The following is an 18,841-nucleotide window of genomic DNA, read 5'->3' as shown; positions in this document are numbered from 1 at the left end:
GGGGTGGTGGTGGCAGCCGCCGGCTGCCTCTTCGCGGCCACCGGGAGCGGCGCCCACTCCGGCACGGCGGACGCGGGTCGTGGGGGCGGGGGGGGGGGGGGGGGCGGCGGGGGCGGGGGGGGGGGGGGGGCCCGGGGGCGGGGGGGGGGCGGCGTGTGGGGCGTGTAATGTTTTGGGGGTGGGACACTGCGGCTATCGCGGCGTTAAGGTGGGGGCGGGGGGCGGCCCGCCCGGGGGGGCGGCCGTCCGCCGGGTGGAATCACGGCATCGGCCCGTCAGGCCGTCAGCCGGCCTTCTGCAGGGTCCAGACCTGCGTCGCGCGGCCGTCCGCGCGCTGGAGGTCGAGCAGCCAGTTCCCGTAGTAGGGGCGGCTGCTCACGGTGAGGGCGAAGCCGCCGCTCGGGTCCGTGACCGTCACCGCTCCCGCCTTCGACGAGACCTTCCAGTTCTGCGCGGTGTTCTGGCCGCACGGCTGCTGTGCGATCCACATGCCCGCGGCGGGGGCGCCGCCCGGCTGGAGGCACTTGCCGGAGACCGCGGACTTGATGCGGACCTGTCCGTTGCCCGCGTCCTCGAAGTACCACTGCTGCTGCGCGTAGCCGTTGGCGCGGCCGCCGACGAGGACCGTGCCGTCGGCGGTGCGGCCGCCCCACAGCTCCGCGGCCATGCCCGTGCTGCCGTTGCCGAGCGTGTACTTGGTGCCGGGGGCGGTGGTCGAACCGCCACCGCCGCCCGTGCCCGACGCCGTACGGAAGGACACGGTCTTGCCCGGCCCGCTGTCGCGGCCCGACGCGTCACGGACGGAGACGGCGACCTTGTAGGAGGTGTCGGGGCGCAGGTTGTAGATGCGCAGGGACTGCGACTGCACCCACGTCAGGTGCTTGCCGTTCAGCAGGACCTGGTACCAGGAGGCGCCATCGACCTTCGGCCAGCTGACCACGACGGAGTCGGACCGGATCTGGCCCGCCGTCACCGTCGGACCGCCGGTGGGCGGCTTCGTCGGGCTCGCCGTGGGCTTCTTGGTCGGGGTCGGCGTGGGAGTGGGGTCGGTGCCGCCGCCACCTCCGCCGCCCGCGCGCATCAGGAACTGGTTGTCGGCGATGTTCCAGTGCGTGGCCAGGTAGCTGCCGGCCTTCGGGCTGGTGTGGAAGTAGTCGTCGTGGTTGCAGTCGAGGATGTTCTCCGACGCCTGGTTCGTGCAGACGTTGCGCATCTGCGGGTAGTACGGGGTGTCCGAGTAGCACATGACGTCGTACTCGTCGGTGCAGTGCGCGCCGCGGCTGGTGTTCGGGGCGCTGTTGTTGACCGCGCCCAGGTTGTGGCCGAGTTCGTGCGCGGCGGTGTGACCGCCCCAGCAACCGGAGTCGGTGCGCCCGTAGGACGGGCCGAAGTTGCTCTGGTTGTTCTGGCCGGGCCGCTCGTCGCCGTTGAAGGTGCCGATGCCGCAGTAGACCTGGGTGTCCGCGAAGATCATGTACTTGCGGTCGCGGCGATCGAGGCCCTTGCCGGCGAGCGCGTTGTTCGTCGCGCTGAACTCGGACAGCGCCGAGTCCGGGAGCTCGATGTTCAGCACGGTCGGCGTGCAGTCGGCGGCCGTCACGTAGCGGATGTGGCGTACTCCGCCGGTCTCCTGGGCGCTGTTCGCGTAGATGAGGTCGGCGTCGGCCGCCCACTTGCGGAACGAGGCGGCGTACTGGGCGTACCGGTCGCGGCCGGGACCGTGCACGTACACGACCTGGACGCGGTTGCCGGTGCTGCCGTCGCCGTCGCACTGGACGGTCTGCCCGGCGGGCCCGGCGGCCACGGTCTGGCCGGCGCCCGAAGTGGCGGCGGGCGCGTCGGCCTTGGTCTTGGCGGAGCCCGCGTCGGCGGCCGCGGGCGCGTCCTGAGGACGCCCGCCGCCTTCCGTGGTGGAGGGGTCGTCCACGGCGGGGTGGGCCGGATCGGCGGCGGCGGCCGTCTCCTTGACGGCGGGCGCGATGTCCTTCGTGATGTCGACGCCCTTGGGCGGGGCGTCGGGGCCGTGGGTGCACAGGCCGCCCTGGGTGCGGTACACACCCACGCACCGGTCGCCCTTGGGGGCGGCCTGGAGGCCGTCGTACACCATGCCGCGGGCGTTCTCGTTGGCCGGAGCGCCCGACAGCGGGGCCGGCTCCTGGTCCCGGGCGGGCTCGGCGGCCATCACGGCCGTCTCGGCCGCGGCCCCCGAGGCCTCCCCGGCCTCGGCTCCGTCGCCGATGCCGGAGTAGGCGATTCCTGCGGTGATCACCGCCGCCGAGGCCATGGCGGCGGTGAGGAGTATCAACCGCCGCGGTTTGCGGCGGTGTTCGCTTCGTCTGCGTCGTCCTGTCATGGGCACCTCAAGTCGTTGGTCGGATGACTGGGTGCGCGGAAGCCTGCCAGACGAATGCGCCGGAGAATTCGGACAAAGGTGAGGGCGGCTCAAGAAATCCTTCTGTTACCTGAACCTCAAATTTGACGAACAATCAATTCGCTGTAAAACAAGGGCAGTTACGCGCGTCGCACTTCATTGGTCCAGGCCTTCCCGGGGGATTCGTTACCGAATCGAGATATGGCGACTTTGCTTGTTGACGGGAATTCAGTCAGGGATTCATCCAATTACTACCTGTCGAATTTCCTCGGTTACGACCCGTGAGGAACCGTGCAGTCCGGTCGCCGCTTCGAGGGTCCCCGTCAGCCGGCGCCCGCCCGGTAGCGTCCCGGGGTCGTGCCGAACTCCCTGCTGAAGGCGTGCGACAGGGCGTACGGAGTGCCGTAGCCGACCCGACGGGCGATGGCGGCCAAGGGGTCCGGGGTGTCGCGGAGCATGGCGGCGGCGAGGGTCAGGCGCCACCAGGCGAGGTACGCCATCGGGGGCCGGCCGACCAGCCTCGTGAACCGGCGGGCCAGGGTGGCGCGGGAGACTCCCGCCTCGGCGGCGAGCCGGTCGTTGCTCCACGGCGCGGACGGCTCCGAGTGCAGGGCCCGCAGGGCGGCTGCCGTCACCGGGTCGCCCAGCACGGCCGGCCACGCCCCGGCGGTGTCCTCGGTCACCCACGAACGGATCATGTACACGAGGAGCAGGTCGAGCAGGCCGGGGACCGCCAGGCAGGCTCCCGGCTGCCGCCCGTCCAGCTCCCGGCCCAGCAGGTCGATGGCGGCCCGCAGTTCGGGCCGGACGCCGACCCGGTTCGGCAGGTGCACGACCGGCGGCAGCTCCGCCAGGAGCGGATGTACACGACTGTGGTCGAGCCGGTACTTGCCGCACAGCAGCTCGACCTCCCCGACGCCGGCGCCCCGCGGCGCGCCCGGTTCCCTCCCGCCCGACCACCGCTCGAAGGGCACCGCCCGCGCCACCGTCGCGGCATCGGCGGGGGAGTCGGCGATCACGTGCCCCGTCCCGTGCGGCAGCAGCACGGCGTCCCCCGCGCCGAGCGCGACCGGGGGACCGCCGTCGGGCAGCAGCCAGCAGCTCCCCTCCAAGACCACGTGGAATCCGGCACCGTCGTACGGAGCCAGCCGTGCGCACCAACTGCCGCCCACCCGCACCCGGTTGGAGGAGGCCTGCCCCGTGCGCACCGTCGAGATCGCGTCGCTCACCACATCCATCGCACCAGGGTACGGAACGGCAGTGAGACGCACGCGTATCGGGAAGAGCCAGACGGGCATTGAGAGACTCACCCCCCGCTTCCTAAGGTCGGGGACATGAGCGAAGAGAGCGCACAGCGCATGATGCTGGGAGACGTCGAGGTCATCCGGGTGGTCGAGTGGCAGGGACCCTTCGTCCCGGCCCGGGACCTCGTACCGGACGCCGCGGCCGAGGTGTGGAAGGACAACGAGCGCGAACTGGCCCCGGACCACTGGGATCCGGAATCCGACAGGGCGGTGATGGCACTGCAGACCTGGGTGCTGCGCAGCGCCGGGCGGACGGTCCTGGTCGACACCGGCGTGGGCAACGGGCGGGAACGGCCCGGCTCCCCGCAGTTCCACCAGTGGCAGGGGGACTTCCTCGGACAGCTGGCCCGGGCCGGCGTCCGCCCCGAGGACGTGGACGTCGTCGTCAACACCCACGTCCACGGCGATCACGTCGGCTGGAACACGGTGGGCGTACCGGGGGAGTGGGCGCCGGCCTTCCCCAATGCCCAGTACCTCATCCCGGCGGCCGACGACTTCCACTTCGGCCCCGGCAACGCCTACGCGAAGGGCCTGCGGGAGGACGACCGGCTCATCTACGAGGACAGCATCGAGCCCGTCCACCGGGCCGGGCAGTCCCTGCTGTGGGACGGCGCCCACCGCATCGACGAGAACCTCACCTTGGAATCCGCACCCGGCCACACGCCCGGCTCCGCCGTACTGCGGCTCGCCTCGGGCGCCGACCGGGCCGTCTTCGTCGGGGACCTCCTGCACAGCCCGGTGCAGATCCTGGGGCCGGCCTGCAACAGCTGCTTCTGCATGGACGCGAGCCAGGCCGAGGCCAGCCGCCGCCGGGTCCTCCAACGCGCCGCCGACGAACGGGAGCTGGTCGTCCCCGCCCACTTCGGCGGGTCGGGAGCCGTGGAAGTGCGCCGCGACGGCAGCGGCGACGGCTTCGCCCTCGCCCGGTGGGCCGCCTAGTGCGGCGCCGCGTTGATCCTTCGGGGGGTTGCCGATCAGCCGGCGGGGTCGCCGAGGTAGAGGCCGACGGCGCAGTCGAGGGCGCCTTCGGGGCTTCCGAAGGACAGGCCCGTGGGCAGGATGTCGTCCTTGTGGCGTTCGTTGCCGTAGGTGAACAGAGCGAAGCCCCGCATCTCGGGGTGGCCGGTGTCCTTGCGAGGTCTGCCATGCCGCGGCCATTTCGCCTCCCGCGACGAACTGGCCGCGGCCATCGACACCTTCGTCCTGGCCTACGACGAACACGACGCCAAGCCCTACCGCTGGACCTACGACGGCAGCCCACTCAAAGCCGCATGAACCCCCGAAGGATCAACGCGGCGGTGCCCTGGTACGTCCTAGTACTGGAAGAGGACTTCCGGATTGTTCGGCGAGGGGCCGTCCAGCAGCGGACCGTGGATCCCCTTCAGCGTCTGGTCGAAGAACGCTGTCACGTACTCGCGGGTGATCACCACCCCGCGTTCCGGGGAGAGGGGCGGCGTCGGGAACCCGGCCTCCTCCAGAAGCAGGTCCAGGTCGCTGAAGCTGAAGTGGTCGGCGCCGGCGACCGTCAGCCACTTCTTGTAGCCGCCGAGGGCGGCCCAGGTCTGCCCCCACGTGGTGTCGTGGCCGCCGACCGGGTGGTTGTCGGCCGCACCCAGCATGAGGAACGGCCGGTTGATCTGGCCGGGCATCGGGGCCGGGTGGAAGGCGCCGTCCATGTTCACTCCGGCCCGTACGCGCGGGTCGGCGATCATCGTGGCGGCGGCCGCCGCTCCGCCGAGGGAGTGTCCGGCCATGCCGATCACGTGCTTGTCGATGAGGTGTGCCAGGCGCCACGCCGTATTGCCATGCGTCAACTGGTCGATCACGAAGGACACGTCCAGCGCGCGGCCGGCGGCGACGGAGTCGAAGTCGAGCGCCGGGTCATCGCAGATCGCGCACGGCGGCGTCTGGCCGTTCGCCAGCGTCTCCCCGCTGTCCTCGTAGGTGTGGCCGACGAGCGCGACGACGTAGCCGTGACTGGCCAGGTCGGTCGCGAGCGAGGTGAGCACCATGCGCGGGTCCTCGTACGCGGGTGAGAGGACCACCAGCGGATGCTTGCCGCGTTGCGGCCGCGCGCCGTCGAAGGCGTGAGTGGTGACGTTGGAAAGGTTCTGCGGGGTGACGCCGGAGCTCGCCGGCAACTTCGCTTGCCGGATGATTCCGGCTGCCTCGGCGAGGGTCATATAGGGGGCCGGAGTCCCGGTCCCGGGGACGGCCGGGTAGACCATCGTGACGGTCAGTTGGCGGGGGCCGGATGACGGCACCCACGGGTCGGGACGGCTCGCGTCGGTGAGGTGGATGACGTCCTCGCCGGCGGCGTAGGGGCCGGTCGGCGCAGGGAGCGTGCCTTGGAAGGACCGCGGTGGCGCGGTGGCCGTGGCCGGTGCGGTGTCGAACGCGTGCGTGGCCACCGGTGTGGCCGACGGTGTGGTCGTGGCGCCGAACCCGGCGCCGGTTCCGGTGACGAGGGCGGCGAGCGCCAGCACCGCGACAGCGCTGATACGGCGATTGCGTTTCATCCTGCCGGCCGAGCAGGGGCGGCCGGCGGCGCTCGAGTGTCGATCGGTCATGGCCCCACGATGTCGCACCAGGCGGCGCCGGGTCGGTAGTGTGAACCCGCCGGCCGGAAGGGGGGTAAACCCCACCCCGCTGATGTGCTCTCCTCGCTACGCGGCCACGGGCGCCCAGCGGTGGACGCCGACGCGGCGCGGGGTTCCCTTCGCTGACATCGTCTAGAGCCACCTACGTCCTGGCCTACGACGAACACGACGCCAAGCCCTACCGCTGGACCTACGACGGCAGCCCACTCAAATCCGCATGAACCCCCGAAGGACCAACGCGGCACTGCACTGGCGCGCCGCCGGGCCCGTCCGGCTCACCCCTCGTCCGGGAGCAGGAACGCGCGCCGTTCCTCGGCCGACAGCCGGTGCAGGATGCGCGAGCGGGTACGGCGCAACAGGGCGTCCGGGTCGGTCTCGGACACGTCCCAGATCCGCATCGTGCGGTCCCGCGAGGCGGTCACCAGGCGGGAGCCGTCCGGATGCCAGTCCAGGCTGTTGACCCAGTCGCCGCCGATCCCGACGACGGCGAGCTGCGTCGCCGTGTCCGGGTCCCAGAGGCGGATCGTGCGGTCCCGGGACGCGGAGGCGATCCGGGTGCCGTCAGGCGACCAGGCCACGCCCTGCACCCGGTCCTCGTGGCCGGTCAGGACGGCGAGTTCGCTGCCGACGGCGGGATCCCAGAGCCGCAGCGTGCGGTCGCGGGAACCGGTGACCAGCCGGGTGCCGTCCGGCGACCAGTCGACCTTCCAGGCGTGGTCGGCGTGGCCCGTCAGCACGGTCCGCGCCCGGCCCGTCTCCGTGTCCCACACGACGACGGTCCACCCGGCGCCGGAGGTGGCGAGCAGCCGGCCGTCCGGCGACCAGGCCGCCCCGGTGAGCCAGTCGTCGTGGCCGCGCACCCGCGACCCGGACTCCAGGACGTGCAGCGCGGCGCCCGTGACCGCGTCCCAGATCCGTACGGTGCCGTCCCGGGAGGCCGTCGCCACCCGGGTGCCGTCCGGCGACCACGCGATGTCGGACAGCTCGTCCCGGTGCCCGAGCAGTTCCGTACGGGAACCGCCCGCTCCGGGCACCCACAGCAGGGCCCGGCCGTCGCGCAGGGCCGCCGCCACCCGGGCGCCGTCGGGGGACCAGGCGACGTCCGACACCTCGGCCCCGGGGCGCAGCAGGTCCGTCTGCCGGCCGGAGCGCGGCTCCCACAGTCGTACGGTGCCGTCCTGAGAGGCACTGGCCAGCCGCCGCCCGTCGGGGGAAAACGCGGCGTGCCACACCGAATCCTCGTGGCCGCGCAGGCCGGTGGTCCGCTCGCCGGCGTCCCACACGGCGAGGACGCAGTCGCGGGAGGCACTGGCCAGCCGTGACCCGTCCGGGGACCAGGAGACGGCGTACACGGTGTCGGTGTGGCCGCTCAGCCAGAGCGAGGCCTCCGCCGCGGGCGCCAGCGGCGCTTCGGGCAGCTGCCAGACCCGCACCCCGCGGTCCTGGTCCCCGGCGGCCAGCCGCCGCCCGTCCGGGGACCAGGCCAGGCAGTTGAGGCCGTCCATGCTGTCGAGCCGCTGCCGCACCGTCCAGGTGTCGGTGGACCAGATCCGCACCGTACGGTCCTTGGACGAGGAGGCGAGTCCGCTCCCGTCCGGGGACCAGCACACGGCCTCCACCGTGTCCTGGTGGTCCCGCAGTTCGCGCACCGTCTCCCCGGTGTCCGCCGCCCAGATCCGTACGACGGTTCCCTCGCCCGCGCTGGCGATCCACCGGCCGTCGGGGGACCAGTCCACGGCCCACACCGGGCGTACGTGCCCCTGGAGGGCCGCCACCTCGGCGTACGCGCCGGCCGGGTCGGTGTCCCAGACGCGCAGGACCCGGTCGCTGCCGACGGACACGAGGCGGCCGCCGTCGGGCGCCCAGGCGATGCCGGTCACCCCCTCCGTACGGTCGCCGTGCCCGTGCCGCAGCGAGGCGAGCGACGTCCAGGTGGCGGTGGACCAGATGCGCACCGTCCCCTCGCGGGCGCCGCAGGCGATCCGGGTCCCGTCGGGCGACCAGACCACGGAGCGGAGCCAGTCGCGCCCCGTCAGGTGAACCGCCGGGTCCGCCGCGATGTCGGCCTCCGCGTCCGCCACGGACCACACGCGCAGGCCCCCGTCCCCCGAAGAGGCCGCCAGCCACCGGCCGTCGGGTGACCAGGCCGCGTCCGTCACCGAGGCGCGGAAACCCCGGTGGACCCCGCGGAGCCGGGAGGAACCCACCGCGGTGCGCAGCGCCTGGGTCAACGCCGGCGTGAGCCCGTACTCCCGTGCCGCGGCGACCCCGGCCGCCATGGCCTGCTCCGGCCTGCGGTCCGCGCTTTCGAGCAGCCGCACGGCCACGGCGTCCGCCGCGCGCGCCATCGTCGCCCGGTCCGCCCGCGCGGAGCGGTCCACGAACTCCGCGACCAGCGGCGCCGAGCCCAGCGCCGGGGCGGACCCCTCCATCCACCGCCGTGCCAGGGTGAGCCGCTCCCCGGCCAGCAGGTACGCGTCCGGCCGGCCGGCGTGCTCCCAGTCCTGGGCCCAGCGCTCCAGTTCCGTACGCCGGCGCAACTCGTCGGCGCGGGCGGCGACCGCCTGGCCCAGCGGCGGCCACCGCCGGAACAGCGCCTCGTGCGCCACGTCCAGCGTCCCGCGGTCGCCCGTCAGCAGCCGCCCCGCCACGAAGGCGTCGGCGACCTCCCGCTGCGCCGGCCCCAGTTCGGCGCGCGGCACCCGCCGCCGGGTGGGCTCGTCCCGGTCGACCGTGACGAAACGCAGCAGCGTCTCCAGGACCGGCGCCCCCGCGCCCAGCTCGGCCGTGATCCGGTCCGCCCGCTCGGACAGGGCCCCCGGAACCCCGCCCAGGGCGCGGTAGGTCTCGTGGGTCACCGTCCCCCCGGAGCCGCCCGCGCGCAGGTACAACTCCTGAAGGGTGTAGGCCAACAGCGGCAGGGCGTCGCCGCCCCCGCAGTCGTCGACCATACGGGCCGCGACACCCGGGGCGAAGGACAGGCCGGCCTGTTCGGCGGGCCGCTCGATGACCTCGTACAGCTCCTCCCGGCCGAGCGCCCCGATCGCCATGGTGTCCCGGACCAGCTCGGCGAGCCCGCCCTCCAGGACGCCGGTGAGGAAGTCCGAGCGCAGGGTGGCCACCACCCACAGCTGCGGCTCATCGCGCAGGGCCGTGCGCAGCACGTCGAGGAAGGCTGCGCGCTCCTCCGGGCCGGACAGGGTGAGCAGCTCCTCCAGCTGGTCGACGACCAACAGTGCGGGCCGGTCGCCCGGCAGCCGCTCCAGTCCGAGGCGCAGCGCGCCCACCGGGTCCGTACCGGGCGAGAACGGTTCGGCCACCGCCCAGCGCCTGCGCCGCCGGGCCAGCGCGGGCAGCAGTCCGGCCCGTACGAGGGAGGACTTGCCGCTGCCCGAAGGCCCGACGACGGTGACGCACCGCGCCGCCCGCCCGGGCACCGCCGGGTGCAACCGGCCCACGAGCTCGGAGACTTCGCGGTCGCGGCCGAAGAAGACGGCCGCGTCGGCCTCGGTGAAGGCTTCGAGGCCGGGATAGGGCGGCTGCCCGGAAGTCCACGTCCGCCGGACGGCCGCGGGCCGGTCGAGATGGTGCAGCCAGACCTGGCCGGCGACCAGCGCCAGCACCCCGAAGCCGAGCAGCGGCACCGACCAGGTGCGCAAGAGCCGGAGCGGCAGCGGGATTTCGCCCTCCTCGCTGGTCGCGTAGTTCGTCGTGATGGCCAACAGCGCCCCGACCAGGACGAGCAGGACATCGAGTATGAGTTTGACAGGCCGTCGGTCCACCCCGACAACCTAACCGGGCGGCACGGAAGTTGGGCTCCACGGTCCGGTGCGCGGACGCCCCGCCGCGCATAGCGTGCCCGTATGAACATCGACAACGCGAGCGGCGTCCTCGACGAAGCCCTGGAGCGACTGCACACATCGGGTCCGGAGCGCCTCGGGCGCCTCACCAACCACGCCCCCATGGTGGTCGAGTCCCTCGCCTCGCACGGCCGGTCGGCCGACGTGCACCGCTGGCTCGACCTCTACTCCTCACACCTGGAGGAGTTCCCGGCCCCCTTCGCCCCCGTCACCGGGGCCGACTGGCCCGAGGCGCTCGGGGACCCGCGCCGGGCCGCCGACTGGATCGCGTACTTCACCCGGGAGATCGCCGACCGGCCCTGGCGGGAGCTGCTGGCCACCTGGTGGCCGCGACTCCTGCCCGGCATGTACGGCGGCTCCACCCACCCCGTCATCCGGGTCGGCCACGCCGTCCGCGCGCTCACCCTGAACGGCGAGAACCCGCCCCGGCTCACCGAACTCGCCCACGGACTCGGCTACTGGGCCGCCCGCCACCAGCCGATCACCGGCATCACACCGCTCGCCGCCGCGCCCGGGGTCGGCGCCCTGGCCGCCCTCGACTCCGTACCGCCCATCGCCGGTGCCGGCGGCGGCTTCCCCACCCGGCTGGCCCGCGTCGACCGGCTGCCGGCCTGGCAGGACGGCACGACCGACCCCGACGAGGCGCGGCTGCGGCTCACCGAGCTGGTGCGCGCCGCGACGCACCGCTACGCCACGCACGGCCACGGCAACGCGACGATGATGGTCCACGCGGCGACGGCCCCCAACGCGGTGCTGCGGACCCTTCCCGCACTTCCGCGCGAGCTGTGGGTGCCGAGCCTGCACGCCGCGTGGACGGCCTCCGCCGCGGTGACGGCGATGTACGCCCCGGCGGAACCGGTCGCGTGCACGGGCCCGCGCGTGCGGCTCACGGGGGAGGAGGTCATGGAGCGCGCCCTCGCCCACGGCGACGAGCACGTGATCAAGATGACCGACACGGCGCTAGACGTCGGCGACGAGCAGGCACTCGCCGCCGCCCTCCGCTGCGCCGAACTCAGCGACCCGCTGCAGGGTTGAGCAGCAGCCCGCGCAGGTCGATCACCTCGTAACCCTCCTCCTGGACGGCGTCTACGATCCGGGGGAGGGCCTGCGCGTCGAGGACGACCCCGTCGCCGGTACTGCCCACGTGCATCTGGATGATCGCGCCGGGGGCGAGCGCGTCGACGGCCCGCTCGACGGCCTCGTCCACGCTCATGCCGCCCGCCGGCCCGAGGTAGCCGTTGGTGTCGGTGGTGAACTCGATCGCCGCGTAACCCAGGTCGTTGACGTCCGCGACGGACTCCTCCGAGGTGGCGCTGTACGGGAACCGGAAGAACGGTAGCGGCTCCGCCCCGGAGGCCGCGCGGATCGCCGCGTCGGCGCGGCGCACCTCGTCCGCCCGCTCCGCGGTGCTCAGGTCGTCGAAGTAGGGGTGGCTGTGCGAATGGTTGCCCAGGCCGTGCGCGGCGCCCATCGCACGGACCGCGGCGGGGTGCTCCTCGGCGAACCGCCCCGTCGGGAAGAACGTCGCGGGAAGCTTCCGGCGGCGCAACTCGCCGAGGACCGCGTCGATCCCGCTCTCGTCCCAGGCGGCGTTGAAGGTGAGCGCCACCACCTTGCGGGACGTGGGGATGCGCCGGATCTCACTGCCCAACAGCTCCGCCGGCGGACGCGGGCCGGGCGGCGCCCAGCCGGAGCGCCGCACCGTCCGCCCCGACGCGGACGCGGCCGTACACGGCGCCAGTCCCGCGCCCGCGGCCAGCGAAAGTGCCGCCAGCGCGGCCCGTCGTCCCGGATCCACCATCGTCACGTCACCCTCCGTACGGTCTGCGGCGACCATGGAAGACGACTATGGAAGAGGCGGGGCGTGGTGCCCGGCAGCCCCGGCCGGGCACCCGGGTGATCTCAGCCGTGCATCCGGCGCAGCCGGGTGGTGAGGTGGTGCTGCAAGGGCTGCCCCACCGCCGCCATGTCGTGGGTGACCGTCATCCCGCCCTCGTGCAGGGCGTAGTGGCGCCGCGTGCCGGTGACCTCCTTGGCCAGCGGGGTCAGCGCCACGTCCTTCGTCTCGATCTCGATCTCCGTGCCGGACACCCGCCCGACGTACGTCTCGACGATGCCGGTCGGGTGGGCGAGCACGACCTCCAGGCCCGCGTCGGGCGTCACCCGCCACCAACCCGCCTCGCGACCCGCCGGGCGCACGGGCGCCCCGTCCCCGTCGATCAGCCACGCCCGCGCCTCGTAGCGCAGGAAAGGCCGGCCGTCGTGGCTGAAGGTGATCTCCTGCTCGTACCGGAAGTCCTTCTCCAGGGTCGGGTACTGACCCTCCCCGCGGCCGTGCCAGCGCCCGATCAGGGGCAGCACGGGCGTCAGCAGCGGGTGCGGCTCGGGCCCCTCGCCGAGGACGTGGGTGTCGGGGTACGGATTGTCCTGCGCCGACTCGAACATGTTCACCTTGCCTGTGTACGAAGATCCCGGGCTCCGCAGCCTAATGCCCGGGCCCCGACGGGACCCGCCCGTCCCGGGGAGCGGGACGGGCGGGTCGTACCGGGCGTGGTGCCGTCGGCTACCGGGTCGGCACCGTTCCCGCGACCGAGGACGGAACCGGCGCCAGACCCGCCGGCCGGGTCGTGAACGTGCCCCGGCCCTGGGTCCGGCCGCGCAGCCGGGACGCGTAGCCGAACAGCTCGGCCAGCGGCACGACCGCGGTGACCACGGCGGCCCCGGACACGGCGGTGGACGCCGAGACCCGGCCCCGGCGGGCCGCGAGGTCGCCGAGGACGCCGCCCACGGACTCCTCGGGGACGGTCACCGTCACCTCCGCGACCGGCTCCAGCAGCTCCATCGCGCTCGCGCGCAGCGCCTCGCGCAGGCCGAACCGGCCCGCCGCGCGGAACGCCGGCTCCGAGGAGTCCTTGGAGTGGGTCGCCCCGTCGGTGAGCGTGACCCGCAGGCCCGTCACCGGGTGGCCGCCGAGCGGTCCCGCGAGGAGGGCGTCGCGACAACCGGCCTCCACGGCACGCGCGTACTCCTGCGGCACCCGCCCGCCGACGACCGTCGACCGGAACTCGAACACGGCCTCCTCCAACGGCTCGACGTCGAGGACGACGTGCGCGAACTGCCCGGCCCCGCCTTCCTGCTTGACGTGACGGTGGACCAGGCCCGTCACTCCGCGCACGACGGTCTCCCGGTAGGAGACCTGCGGACGGCCGACCTCGATCTCCACCCGGTGGGCGCGGCGGACCTTCTCCACCGCCACCTCCAGATGGAGTTCACCCATCCCCGACAGCACCGTCTGACCCGTTTCCGGGTCCGACCGCACCACCAGCGAGGGATCCTCCTCGACCAGCCGCGCCAGCGCCGAGGCCAGCCGCCCCGTGTCGGTGCTGCGCCGGGCCTCGACCGCCACCGACACCACCGGGTCCGCCACCGACGGCGGTTCCAGGACCAGCGGCGCCCCCGGCGCGCACAGCGTCGTGCCCGCCCGGGCCGCCTTCAGCCCGATCACCGCGACGATGTCACCCGCACGCGCCTCCTCCCGTTCCTCGTGCCGGTCGGCCTGCACCCGCAGGATCCGGCCGACCCGCTCGGTGCGGCCCGTCGCCGGATCCAGTACGGACTCGCCCTTGCGCAACGTGCCCGCGTAGACCCGTACGTAGGTGAGCCGGCCCGTGGCCGTGGCCGTCACCTTGAAGGCGAGGGCCGCGAACGGCTCCGCGGGGTCGGGGGCGCGCTCCTGCTCCGCGCCGCCCGCGACCGTCCCCCGTACCGGCGGCATGTCCGCCGGCGAGGGAAGGTACGCCACCACGGCGTCCAGCAGCGGCTCGATCCCGCGGTTGCGGTAGGCCGACCCGCACAGCACCACCACGGCCTCCCCGCTCAGCGTCAGCTCCCGCAGGGCGCTGACCAGGGTCCGCTCCGTCAGCGCCGACGTCGCGCAGAACTCCTCCAGGGCCCGGGGGTGCAGCTCGGCCACCGATTCCTCCAGCAGCCGGCGACGCCTCAGGGCCTCCTCCCGCAGCGGCTCCGGGACGGGACCGGCCTCGTACGCGTCGGAGCCGGAGCTCCAGGTCAGCGCGCGCATGGCGAGCAGGTCGACGACACCGGTGAAGGCGTCCTCGCTGCCCACGGGCAGCTGGACCACCAGGGGTACGGTGCCGAGCCGCTCCCGGATGGAGGCGACGGCCGTGTCGAGGTCGGCGCCCGCCCGGTCCAGCTTGTTCACGAACGCGATCCGCGGCACTCCGTACCGGTCGGCCTGGCGCCACACCGACTCGCTCTGCGGCTCCACGCCGGCGACGGCGTCGAACACCGCGACCGCCCCGTCCAGCACGCGCAGGGAACGCTCGACCTCGTCGGCGAAGTCGACGTGCCCCGGGGTGTCGATGAGGTTGACGCGATGACCGCCCCAGGAGCAACTGACGGCCGCGGCGAAGATGGTGATGCCGCGGTCGCGTTCCTGGGCGTCGAAGTCGGTGACGGTCGTGCCGTCGTGGACCTCGCCGCGTTTGTGGACGGCGCCGGTCGCGTACAGGACGCGTTCGGTGATCGTGGTCTTGCCGGCGTCGACGTGGGCGAGGATGCCCAGATTGCGGACGGTGGTGAGGTGGGTGCTGCGCATGGCCCGAGGCCTTTCGGATGACGAGGAAGAGGGCAGCGCGATTCCCGGACGCGGACGCGGACACCCGTCCGCGCGGCCGGAAGGGCCGTACGGATCACGGGCGGGGCGAACGAACTCGGATGAGCTGGTACGAGCCGAGGGGAACTCAGCTGTGCGTCACGGGCATACGGTGACGGCCGCGCGGCCGGCACCGCACGCTCCGAGACACCGGGATCACGTCGTACCGGGACCGGGGAGCGAAAGCGGCGGTGCGGTGAACGCACATGGCTCGGCTCCCCCTTCTCTTCACTCGGCATGAGGCGCGCGATGCCCTGTCGGCAGCGCGTGAGGCGAGTGTAGTGAGCGAACTCGCCGCGGGGCACGTCATTTTGGTGGGGGGTCAGGCGTCCGCCGTGAAATCGGGCAGGACCAGGGAACCGTCCTCGGCCAGGGTGAAGCCGGGGTTGTGGGCGACCTCCCAGGCGTGGCCGTCGGGGTCGGTGAAGACGCCCGAGTAGAAGCCGATGGCGTTGACGGCGGCGGGGCGGGTGACGGTGCCGCCGGCCTTCGCGGCGGCGTCGAGGAGGGCGTCGACCTCGGCGTCCGTGCGTACGTTGTGCGCGAGGGCGATGCCACCGAACCCGGTGGGCGCGGGGGATTCCGGCAGCCCGCAGTCCGCGGCCAGTTTCCGCCGGTCCCACAGGACCAGGGCCAGACCGCCCGCCTGGTGGAAGACCGTCTCCTCGACCTCGGTGCCGCGCCATCCGAGCGCCGCGTAGAACGCCTTGGCACGGGCGAGGTCGGTGATGCCCAGGGTCACGAGGCTGATCCGCTGTTCCATCCCCTCACCGTATCCGCCGGACACGGGCCGGGCCGGGAAGTCGGGCGCCGCGAAGGGTGTGAGCGGACCCGACGAGGGCAGACCCGGAGTACGGGGCGCGAGCGAAGGAGCCGCGCCCCGGCCACGGTTCGGCCCGGGCTACGGGTCGCCGCCCGGGCTACGGGGCACGGTTGGTCTATGGGCCGCGCCCGGCCGTGGGTCTCCGCCCGAGCCGTGGGCCGCCGCCGCGGCCGTGGGGCCGCCGCCCGGCTACGGGCTACTGTCCCGCCCGCCCGGCCGCGTACGCGCTCTGGGCCACTGCCCTGGGCAGGGCCACCGCCGGGGCTACGAGCCGCTACCCCGGGCACGGGCCACCGCCGGGGCCGGCCCCGAACCCCGGGCGATTCCAGCCCCTCCGGCGTTTGAGGAGCGGGGTCTGGGGCGGAGCCCCGAGAAACCCGGCCGCGGGCCACCACGCCAATGGGTTGTGGGCCGAGCCTGCCACGGGTCGTCGCCCGGGCTATGACACCCGGGCGCGGGCCCCCGCCGGGGCCACGGGCCACGGGCCGCGCGCCCGGATCAGGATCCCCCGTCGGTGCCCTCCGCTTCGGCCGTGGCTTCCATCGCGGCGATGCGGCGCTTGACCACGACCGTCGCGGCGGCCGCGCTGAGGGCGAACGCCACCGCGATGAATGCCGGACGGTCGAGTCTGTGCCCGCTGACGTGGTCGAGCGAGATGCGCCCCGGGCCGGTGACGCCGAGGCAGGCGGCGACGGAGCCGAGGAAGGCCGGGTACTCGAAACCACCACCCTGCGCGAAGAAGCCGGCGGGGGCGTGGACGGAGACGGCCCCGGCCATGGCGCCCGCCGCCGCGGCCCCGGCCGCGGGGGTGGCCAGCCCCAGCACCAGCAGCGCACCCCCGCCCGCCTCGCCGAGCCCGGCCGCGATGGCGCTCTCCCTGCCCGGAGTGAAGCCCATGTGCTCCATCGCCCGGGCCGTACCGTCGATGCCGCCCCCGCCGAACCAGCCGAAGAGCTTCTGTGTACCGTGCGCGATCAGAACGCCGCCCGCCGCGAGGCGCAGGCCGAGCAGCCCGAGGTCCTTACGAAGCGCGAAGTGCATGGGGCGACCTTTCGACGGGCGTGCATGGGCGAGTGGCGGAACGGCGGGATCTGTTCCCGCACCCCACCCACCGCCACACCGCACCCCCGCCGAATGGCGCAGGGCGCAGAGCGGCACCAACGGGCGGCACGAACGGACGGCAGCGAAGGGCCGCGGCGAAGGGCCGCGGCCTCAGCGCTCATCGGCCGCGCGCTCCGGATGCGGGCGGACCTGCTCCTCCCTTCCTGTGCCGGTCCGCTGCCGCTTGGCCGTGTGGCCCCCGGCTCCGGCGTCATCCGCGCCGGTGGGTTCCGGACGGCCCGCCGCGTCCGCGGCCGCTGCCCGGCGGGCCACTTCGCCTCTCCTCGCGTCCTGCTCGCTCATGGGGTGCTCCATACGGTCAATCAGGCGGCTCCGGGACGGCCGGACGCTCGCTGGGAGACGGTTCGGCGGGTGGGTGCGCGGGCCCGGGCGGGGGCTCGTCGGGGTCCGGGGTGCCGGGATCGCGCGGAACCGGGTCCGGGCTCTGTCGTCCGTTCCATGCGACTCTCGCCTCCTGTTCCCGTTCCTATTCCTGTTCGTCGATCCCGATGGCGTCCTCCAACTCACGGTGGGCCGAGCTCCAGGCGCCTTCCCGCTGCTCCAACAGGGCGTGGGCGATCGCGTCCAGCTTGCGCTGGATCGCATGCTCGGCCCGGCGCTCGGAGTTCTTCAGCAGGGCCAGCAGCAGCAGGGACACCGCGCCCATGGCGTCACCGGCGAGGTGCTGCCATTCCATCGGCAGGTGGAACAGGTGCACGGTGGCGAACCCCGCCACCAGCAGGAGGCACAGGCACGAGAAGAGGGCGGAACTCGTGAAGTTCGAGGCGAGTTCGGCCAGCCTCTCGAAGCGGCCGAGCCGCCCCGGGCGGCCCTTCTTCGCCGGGTGCGTGAACGTCATGCCCGGCGCCTGCCCCCATGAGGGCCGCCGAACCACATTCCGGGCGGGGACACGTACCGCGGTCGACGGCCACGCAGCGCACATGAGGACGCCCCCGGGCCCGGCGGGGGCGTCCTTTCCGCGGCGTCAGGTCCGCAGCAGCCGGCCGAAGAGCCCGCTTCCCCGTACGCGGACTCCTCCGCGTCCGTGAGGTCGGCCTCCTGCCGCAGTTCGCCGCGGTCCGCCTCGCGGGTGTCGTCGGCGGTCGCCTCACCCGGGTGCAGCGGGCGCTCCCCGTCGTCTCCGGACCGGGCGAACTGCTCGGTGGTCAGGCCCTGTTCCTCCGTGCGCCGTTCTTCGTCCTCATGCATGTCCGGCGCCGGCTTCGTCCACGGCCTCCGCCAGCAGGTAGCTGCCGAGGAAGGGACAGATCTCCAGCGGGCCGTTCATGCGGGACGACGACACCGGCCACCGACCGTGGCCGGTGCGGCCGAGGTGGGTCAGCCCCGCAGGAGGCGGTCCTTCTGGACGGCGAACTCCGTGTCCGTGAGCACGCCCTGCTCGTGCAGCTTGCCCAGGCGTTCCAGCGCGTCGAGCGTCTCGTCGGTCATCCCGCCCGCTGCCGCGGCCGGCGCGGGTGCGTACTCGGGCTGCTCGACGACCTGCTGCGCGGCGGCCTTCTCGGCCTGGTGCCGGGCGACTCGGCCGGACACGGCCGTCGCGGTGCCCGCGACCACGGCGGTGCGCGCGGCGACACCGACGATCCCCGGTCGTCCTCCTCGCGCGAGGCGACGTCCTAGCATGGTCCTCACCCTTCTCTCATGTCCCTCAAGCGGCGTTCTCGTACGCCTGCTCGACCACGGCCGCCGGGATGCGCTCGTGTGCCACGAGTTCACCGCCGGCCCTGCGAATGGCACTCGTGATGCCGGCCGCCCAGGTGTTCTCCCAGACCAGCAACGCCGCCGCGGAGTTCGGTACGAGGTCCTCGGCGATCAGTTCGAGGTCCTCGTGGCTGAACAGGCCGCCGATCTCGCCTTCGACGTCTTCGAACACCACGGCTTCGTCGGGCTCCAGCGCGTCGAGTTCGACGTAGGTGACCGCTCCGTCCGCGTCCTTCTTGACGAAGGTGAGGTCGAGGATCCGTACCGTGCCGCTCGCCACGAGCGCCTTCAGCTCCGGGACGATCTCACCGCTGAACCGGTTGCCCGGGAAGGCGATGACCACGTACTCGACAGGTCCCACTTCCATGTCCGATGTCCTTCCTCACGT

General features: G+C 73.5%; 18 protein-coding genes and 1 pseudogene. 3 read left to right on the top strand and 16 right to left on the bottom strand.

What is annotated here, in order from left to right; all coding sequences use genetic code 11:
- Nucleotides 1-283 precede the first annotated feature (283 nt).
- Both ACFYYJ_RS29855 and ACFYYJ_RS29850 read right to left on the bottom strand, forming a co-directional pair.
- Nucleotides 284-2,305, bottom strand: a complete 2,022-nt coding sequence (locus ACFYYJ_RS29855) for an RICIN domain-containing protein (RefSeq protein WP_389137076.1) — start codon at nucleotides 2,303-2,305, stop codon at nucleotides 284-286.
- 389 nt (nucleotides 2,306-2,694) lie between these two features.
- Nucleotides 2,695-3,609: an AraC family transcriptional regulator gene (locus ACFYYJ_RS29850; protein WP_385364862.1), complete on the bottom strand. Its 915-nt coding sequence runs from the start codon at nucleotides 3,607-3,609 to the stop codon at nucleotides 2,695-2,697.
- Nucleotides 3,610-3,705: 96 nt separating this feature from the next.
- On the opposite strand from ACFYYJ_RS29850, the gene ACFYYJ_RS29845 reads away from it, so the two are divergent.
- On the top strand, nucleotides 3,706-4,614 hold the full coding sequence (locus ACFYYJ_RS29845; protein ID WP_389137073.1) for an MBL fold metallo-hydrolase: 909 nt from the start codon (nucleotides 3,706-3,708) through the stop codon (nucleotides 4,612-4,614).
- Nucleotides 4,615-4,649: 35 nt separating this feature from the next.
- On the opposite strand, the gene ACFYYJ_RS29840 is transcribed toward ACFYYJ_RS29845, so the two are convergent.
- Nucleotides 4,650-4,787, bottom strand: coding sequence for a hypothetical protein (locus ACFYYJ_RS29840; RefSeq protein WP_389137071.1), 138 nt, complete (start codon nucleotides 4,785-4,787; stop codon nucleotides 4,650-4,652).
- Nucleotides 4,788-4,806: 19 nt separating this feature from the next.
- On the opposite strand from ACFYYJ_RS29840, the gene ACFYYJ_RS29835 reads away from it, so the two are divergent.
- Nucleotides 4,807-4,950 carry a hypothetical protein gene (locus tag ACFYYJ_RS29835; protein WP_389137069.1) on the top strand — a complete coding sequence of 48 codons (144 nt, stop codon included), beginning with the start codon at nucleotides 4,807-4,809 and terminating at the stop codon, nucleotides 4,948-4,950.
- A gap of 38 nt (nucleotides 4,951-4,988) precedes the next feature.
- On the opposite strand, the gene ACFYYJ_RS29830 is transcribed toward ACFYYJ_RS29835, so the two are convergent.
- Nucleotides 4,989-6,245, bottom strand: a complete 1,257-nt coding sequence (locus tag ACFYYJ_RS29830; protein ID WP_389137067.1) for an alpha/beta hydrolase family protein — start codon at nucleotides 6,243-6,245, stop codon at nucleotides 4,989-4,991.
- A 305-nt stretch (nucleotides 6,246-6,550) separates the two neighbouring features.
- A complete protein-coding gene (locus tag ACFYYJ_RS29825) occupies nucleotides 6,551-10,057 on the bottom strand; it encodes an NACHT and WD repeat domain-containing protein (protein ID WP_389137065.1) in 3,507 nt (1,168 codons plus the stop codon).
- 81 nt (nucleotides 10,058-10,138) lie between these two features.
- Between ACFYYJ_RS29825 and ACFYYJ_RS29820 the strand changes: the two genes are divergently transcribed.
- On the top strand, nucleotides 10,139-11,170 hold the full coding sequence (locus ACFYYJ_RS29820; RefSeq protein WP_389137064.1) for a questin oxidase family protein: 1,032 nt from the start codon (nucleotides 10,139-10,141) through the stop codon (nucleotides 11,168-11,170).
- Here the strand turns inward: ACFYYJ_RS29820 and ACFYYJ_RS29815 are convergent.
- From ACFYYJ_RS29815 to ACFYYJ_RS29765, 11 genes and pseudogenes are all read right to left on the bottom strand, one after another.
- Nucleotides 11,148-11,972 (bottom strand): polysaccharide deacetylase family protein, encoded by an 825-nt coding sequence (locus ACFYYJ_RS29815; protein ID WP_385364873.1) that lies wholly within the window; start codon nucleotides 11,970-11,972, stop codon nucleotides 11,148-11,150. The two genes, ACFYYJ_RS29820 and ACFYYJ_RS29815, sit on opposite strands and share 23 nt — an antisense overlap.
- 65 nt (nucleotides 11,973-12,037) lie before the next feature.
- Nucleotides 12,038-12,580, bottom strand: coding sequence for an FABP family protein (locus ACFYYJ_RS29810; protein WP_385123122.1), 543 nt, complete (start codon nucleotides 12,578-12,580; stop codon nucleotides 12,038-12,040).
- 118 nt (nucleotides 12,581-12,698) lie between these two features.
- Entirely contained in the window at nucleotides 12,699-14,753 is a 2,055-nt protein-coding gene (gene fusA / locus ACFYYJ_RS29805) for an elongation factor G (protein WP_385364875.1), read from the bottom strand.
- A gap of 379 nt (nucleotides 14,754-15,132) precedes the next feature.
- Nucleotides 15,133-15,573, bottom strand: a complete 441-nt coding sequence (locus tag ACFYYJ_RS29800; RefSeq protein WP_385364877.1) for a VOC family protein — start codon at nucleotides 15,571-15,573, stop codon at nucleotides 15,133-15,135.
- Nucleotides 15,574-16,131: 558 nt separating this feature from the next.
- Nucleotides 16,132-16,674: a DoxX family protein gene (locus tag ACFYYJ_RS29795; protein WP_385364878.1), complete on the bottom strand. Its 543-nt coding sequence runs from the start codon at nucleotides 16,672-16,674 to the stop codon at nucleotides 16,132-16,134.
- Between the two features lie 171 nt (nucleotides 16,675-16,845).
- Entirely contained in the window at nucleotides 16,846-17,037 is a 192-nt protein-coding gene (locus ACFYYJ_RS29790) for a hypothetical protein (protein WP_389137060.1), read from the bottom strand.
- Between the two features lie 184 nt (nucleotides 17,038-17,221).
- Complete coding sequence (locus ACFYYJ_RS29785) at nucleotides 17,222-17,593, bottom strand: low affinity iron permease family protein (protein ID WP_385122727.1); 372 nt, start codon at nucleotides 17,591-17,593, stop codon at nucleotides 17,222-17,224.
- The gene (locus ACFYYJ_RS29780; protein ID WP_389137058.1) at nucleotides 17,590-17,943 is read right to left on the bottom strand and encodes a hypothetical protein; all 354 of its coding nucleotides are present in this window, start codon (nucleotides 17,941-17,943) and stop codon (nucleotides 17,590-17,592) included. The genes ACFYYJ_RS29785 and ACFYYJ_RS29780 overlap by 4 nt, the downstream gene beginning before the upstream one ends.
- Nucleotides 17,939-18,040 (bottom strand): annotated as a pseudogene (locus ACFYYJ_RS29775) (metallophosphoesterase); the annotation flags it as partial. The gene ACFYYJ_RS29780 and the pseudogene ACFYYJ_RS29775, both read right to left, overlap by 5 nt.
- Nucleotides 18,041-18,072: 32 nt before the next feature.
- Nucleotides 18,073-18,375, bottom strand: coding sequence for an SHOCT domain-containing protein (locus ACFYYJ_RS29770; RefSeq protein ID WP_389137055.1), 303 nt, complete (start codon nucleotides 18,373-18,375; stop codon nucleotides 18,073-18,075).
- A 25-nt stretch (nucleotides 18,376-18,400) separates the two neighbouring features.
- Entirely contained in the window at nucleotides 18,401-18,820 is a 420-nt protein-coding gene (locus tag ACFYYJ_RS29765) for a DUF6325 family protein (protein WP_389137052.1), read from the bottom strand.
- Nucleotides 18,821-18,841: the final 21 nt, after the last annotated feature.

This window comes from Streptomyces sp. NPDC002467 (assembly GCF_042889825.1).
Classification (GTDB): domain Bacteria; phylum Actinomycetota; class Actinomycetes; order Streptomycetales; family Streptomycetaceae; genus Streptomyces.
The sequence above is the reverse complement of the archived record's forward strand: the minus strand, read 5'-3'. Positions and strand labels throughout refer to the sequence as shown.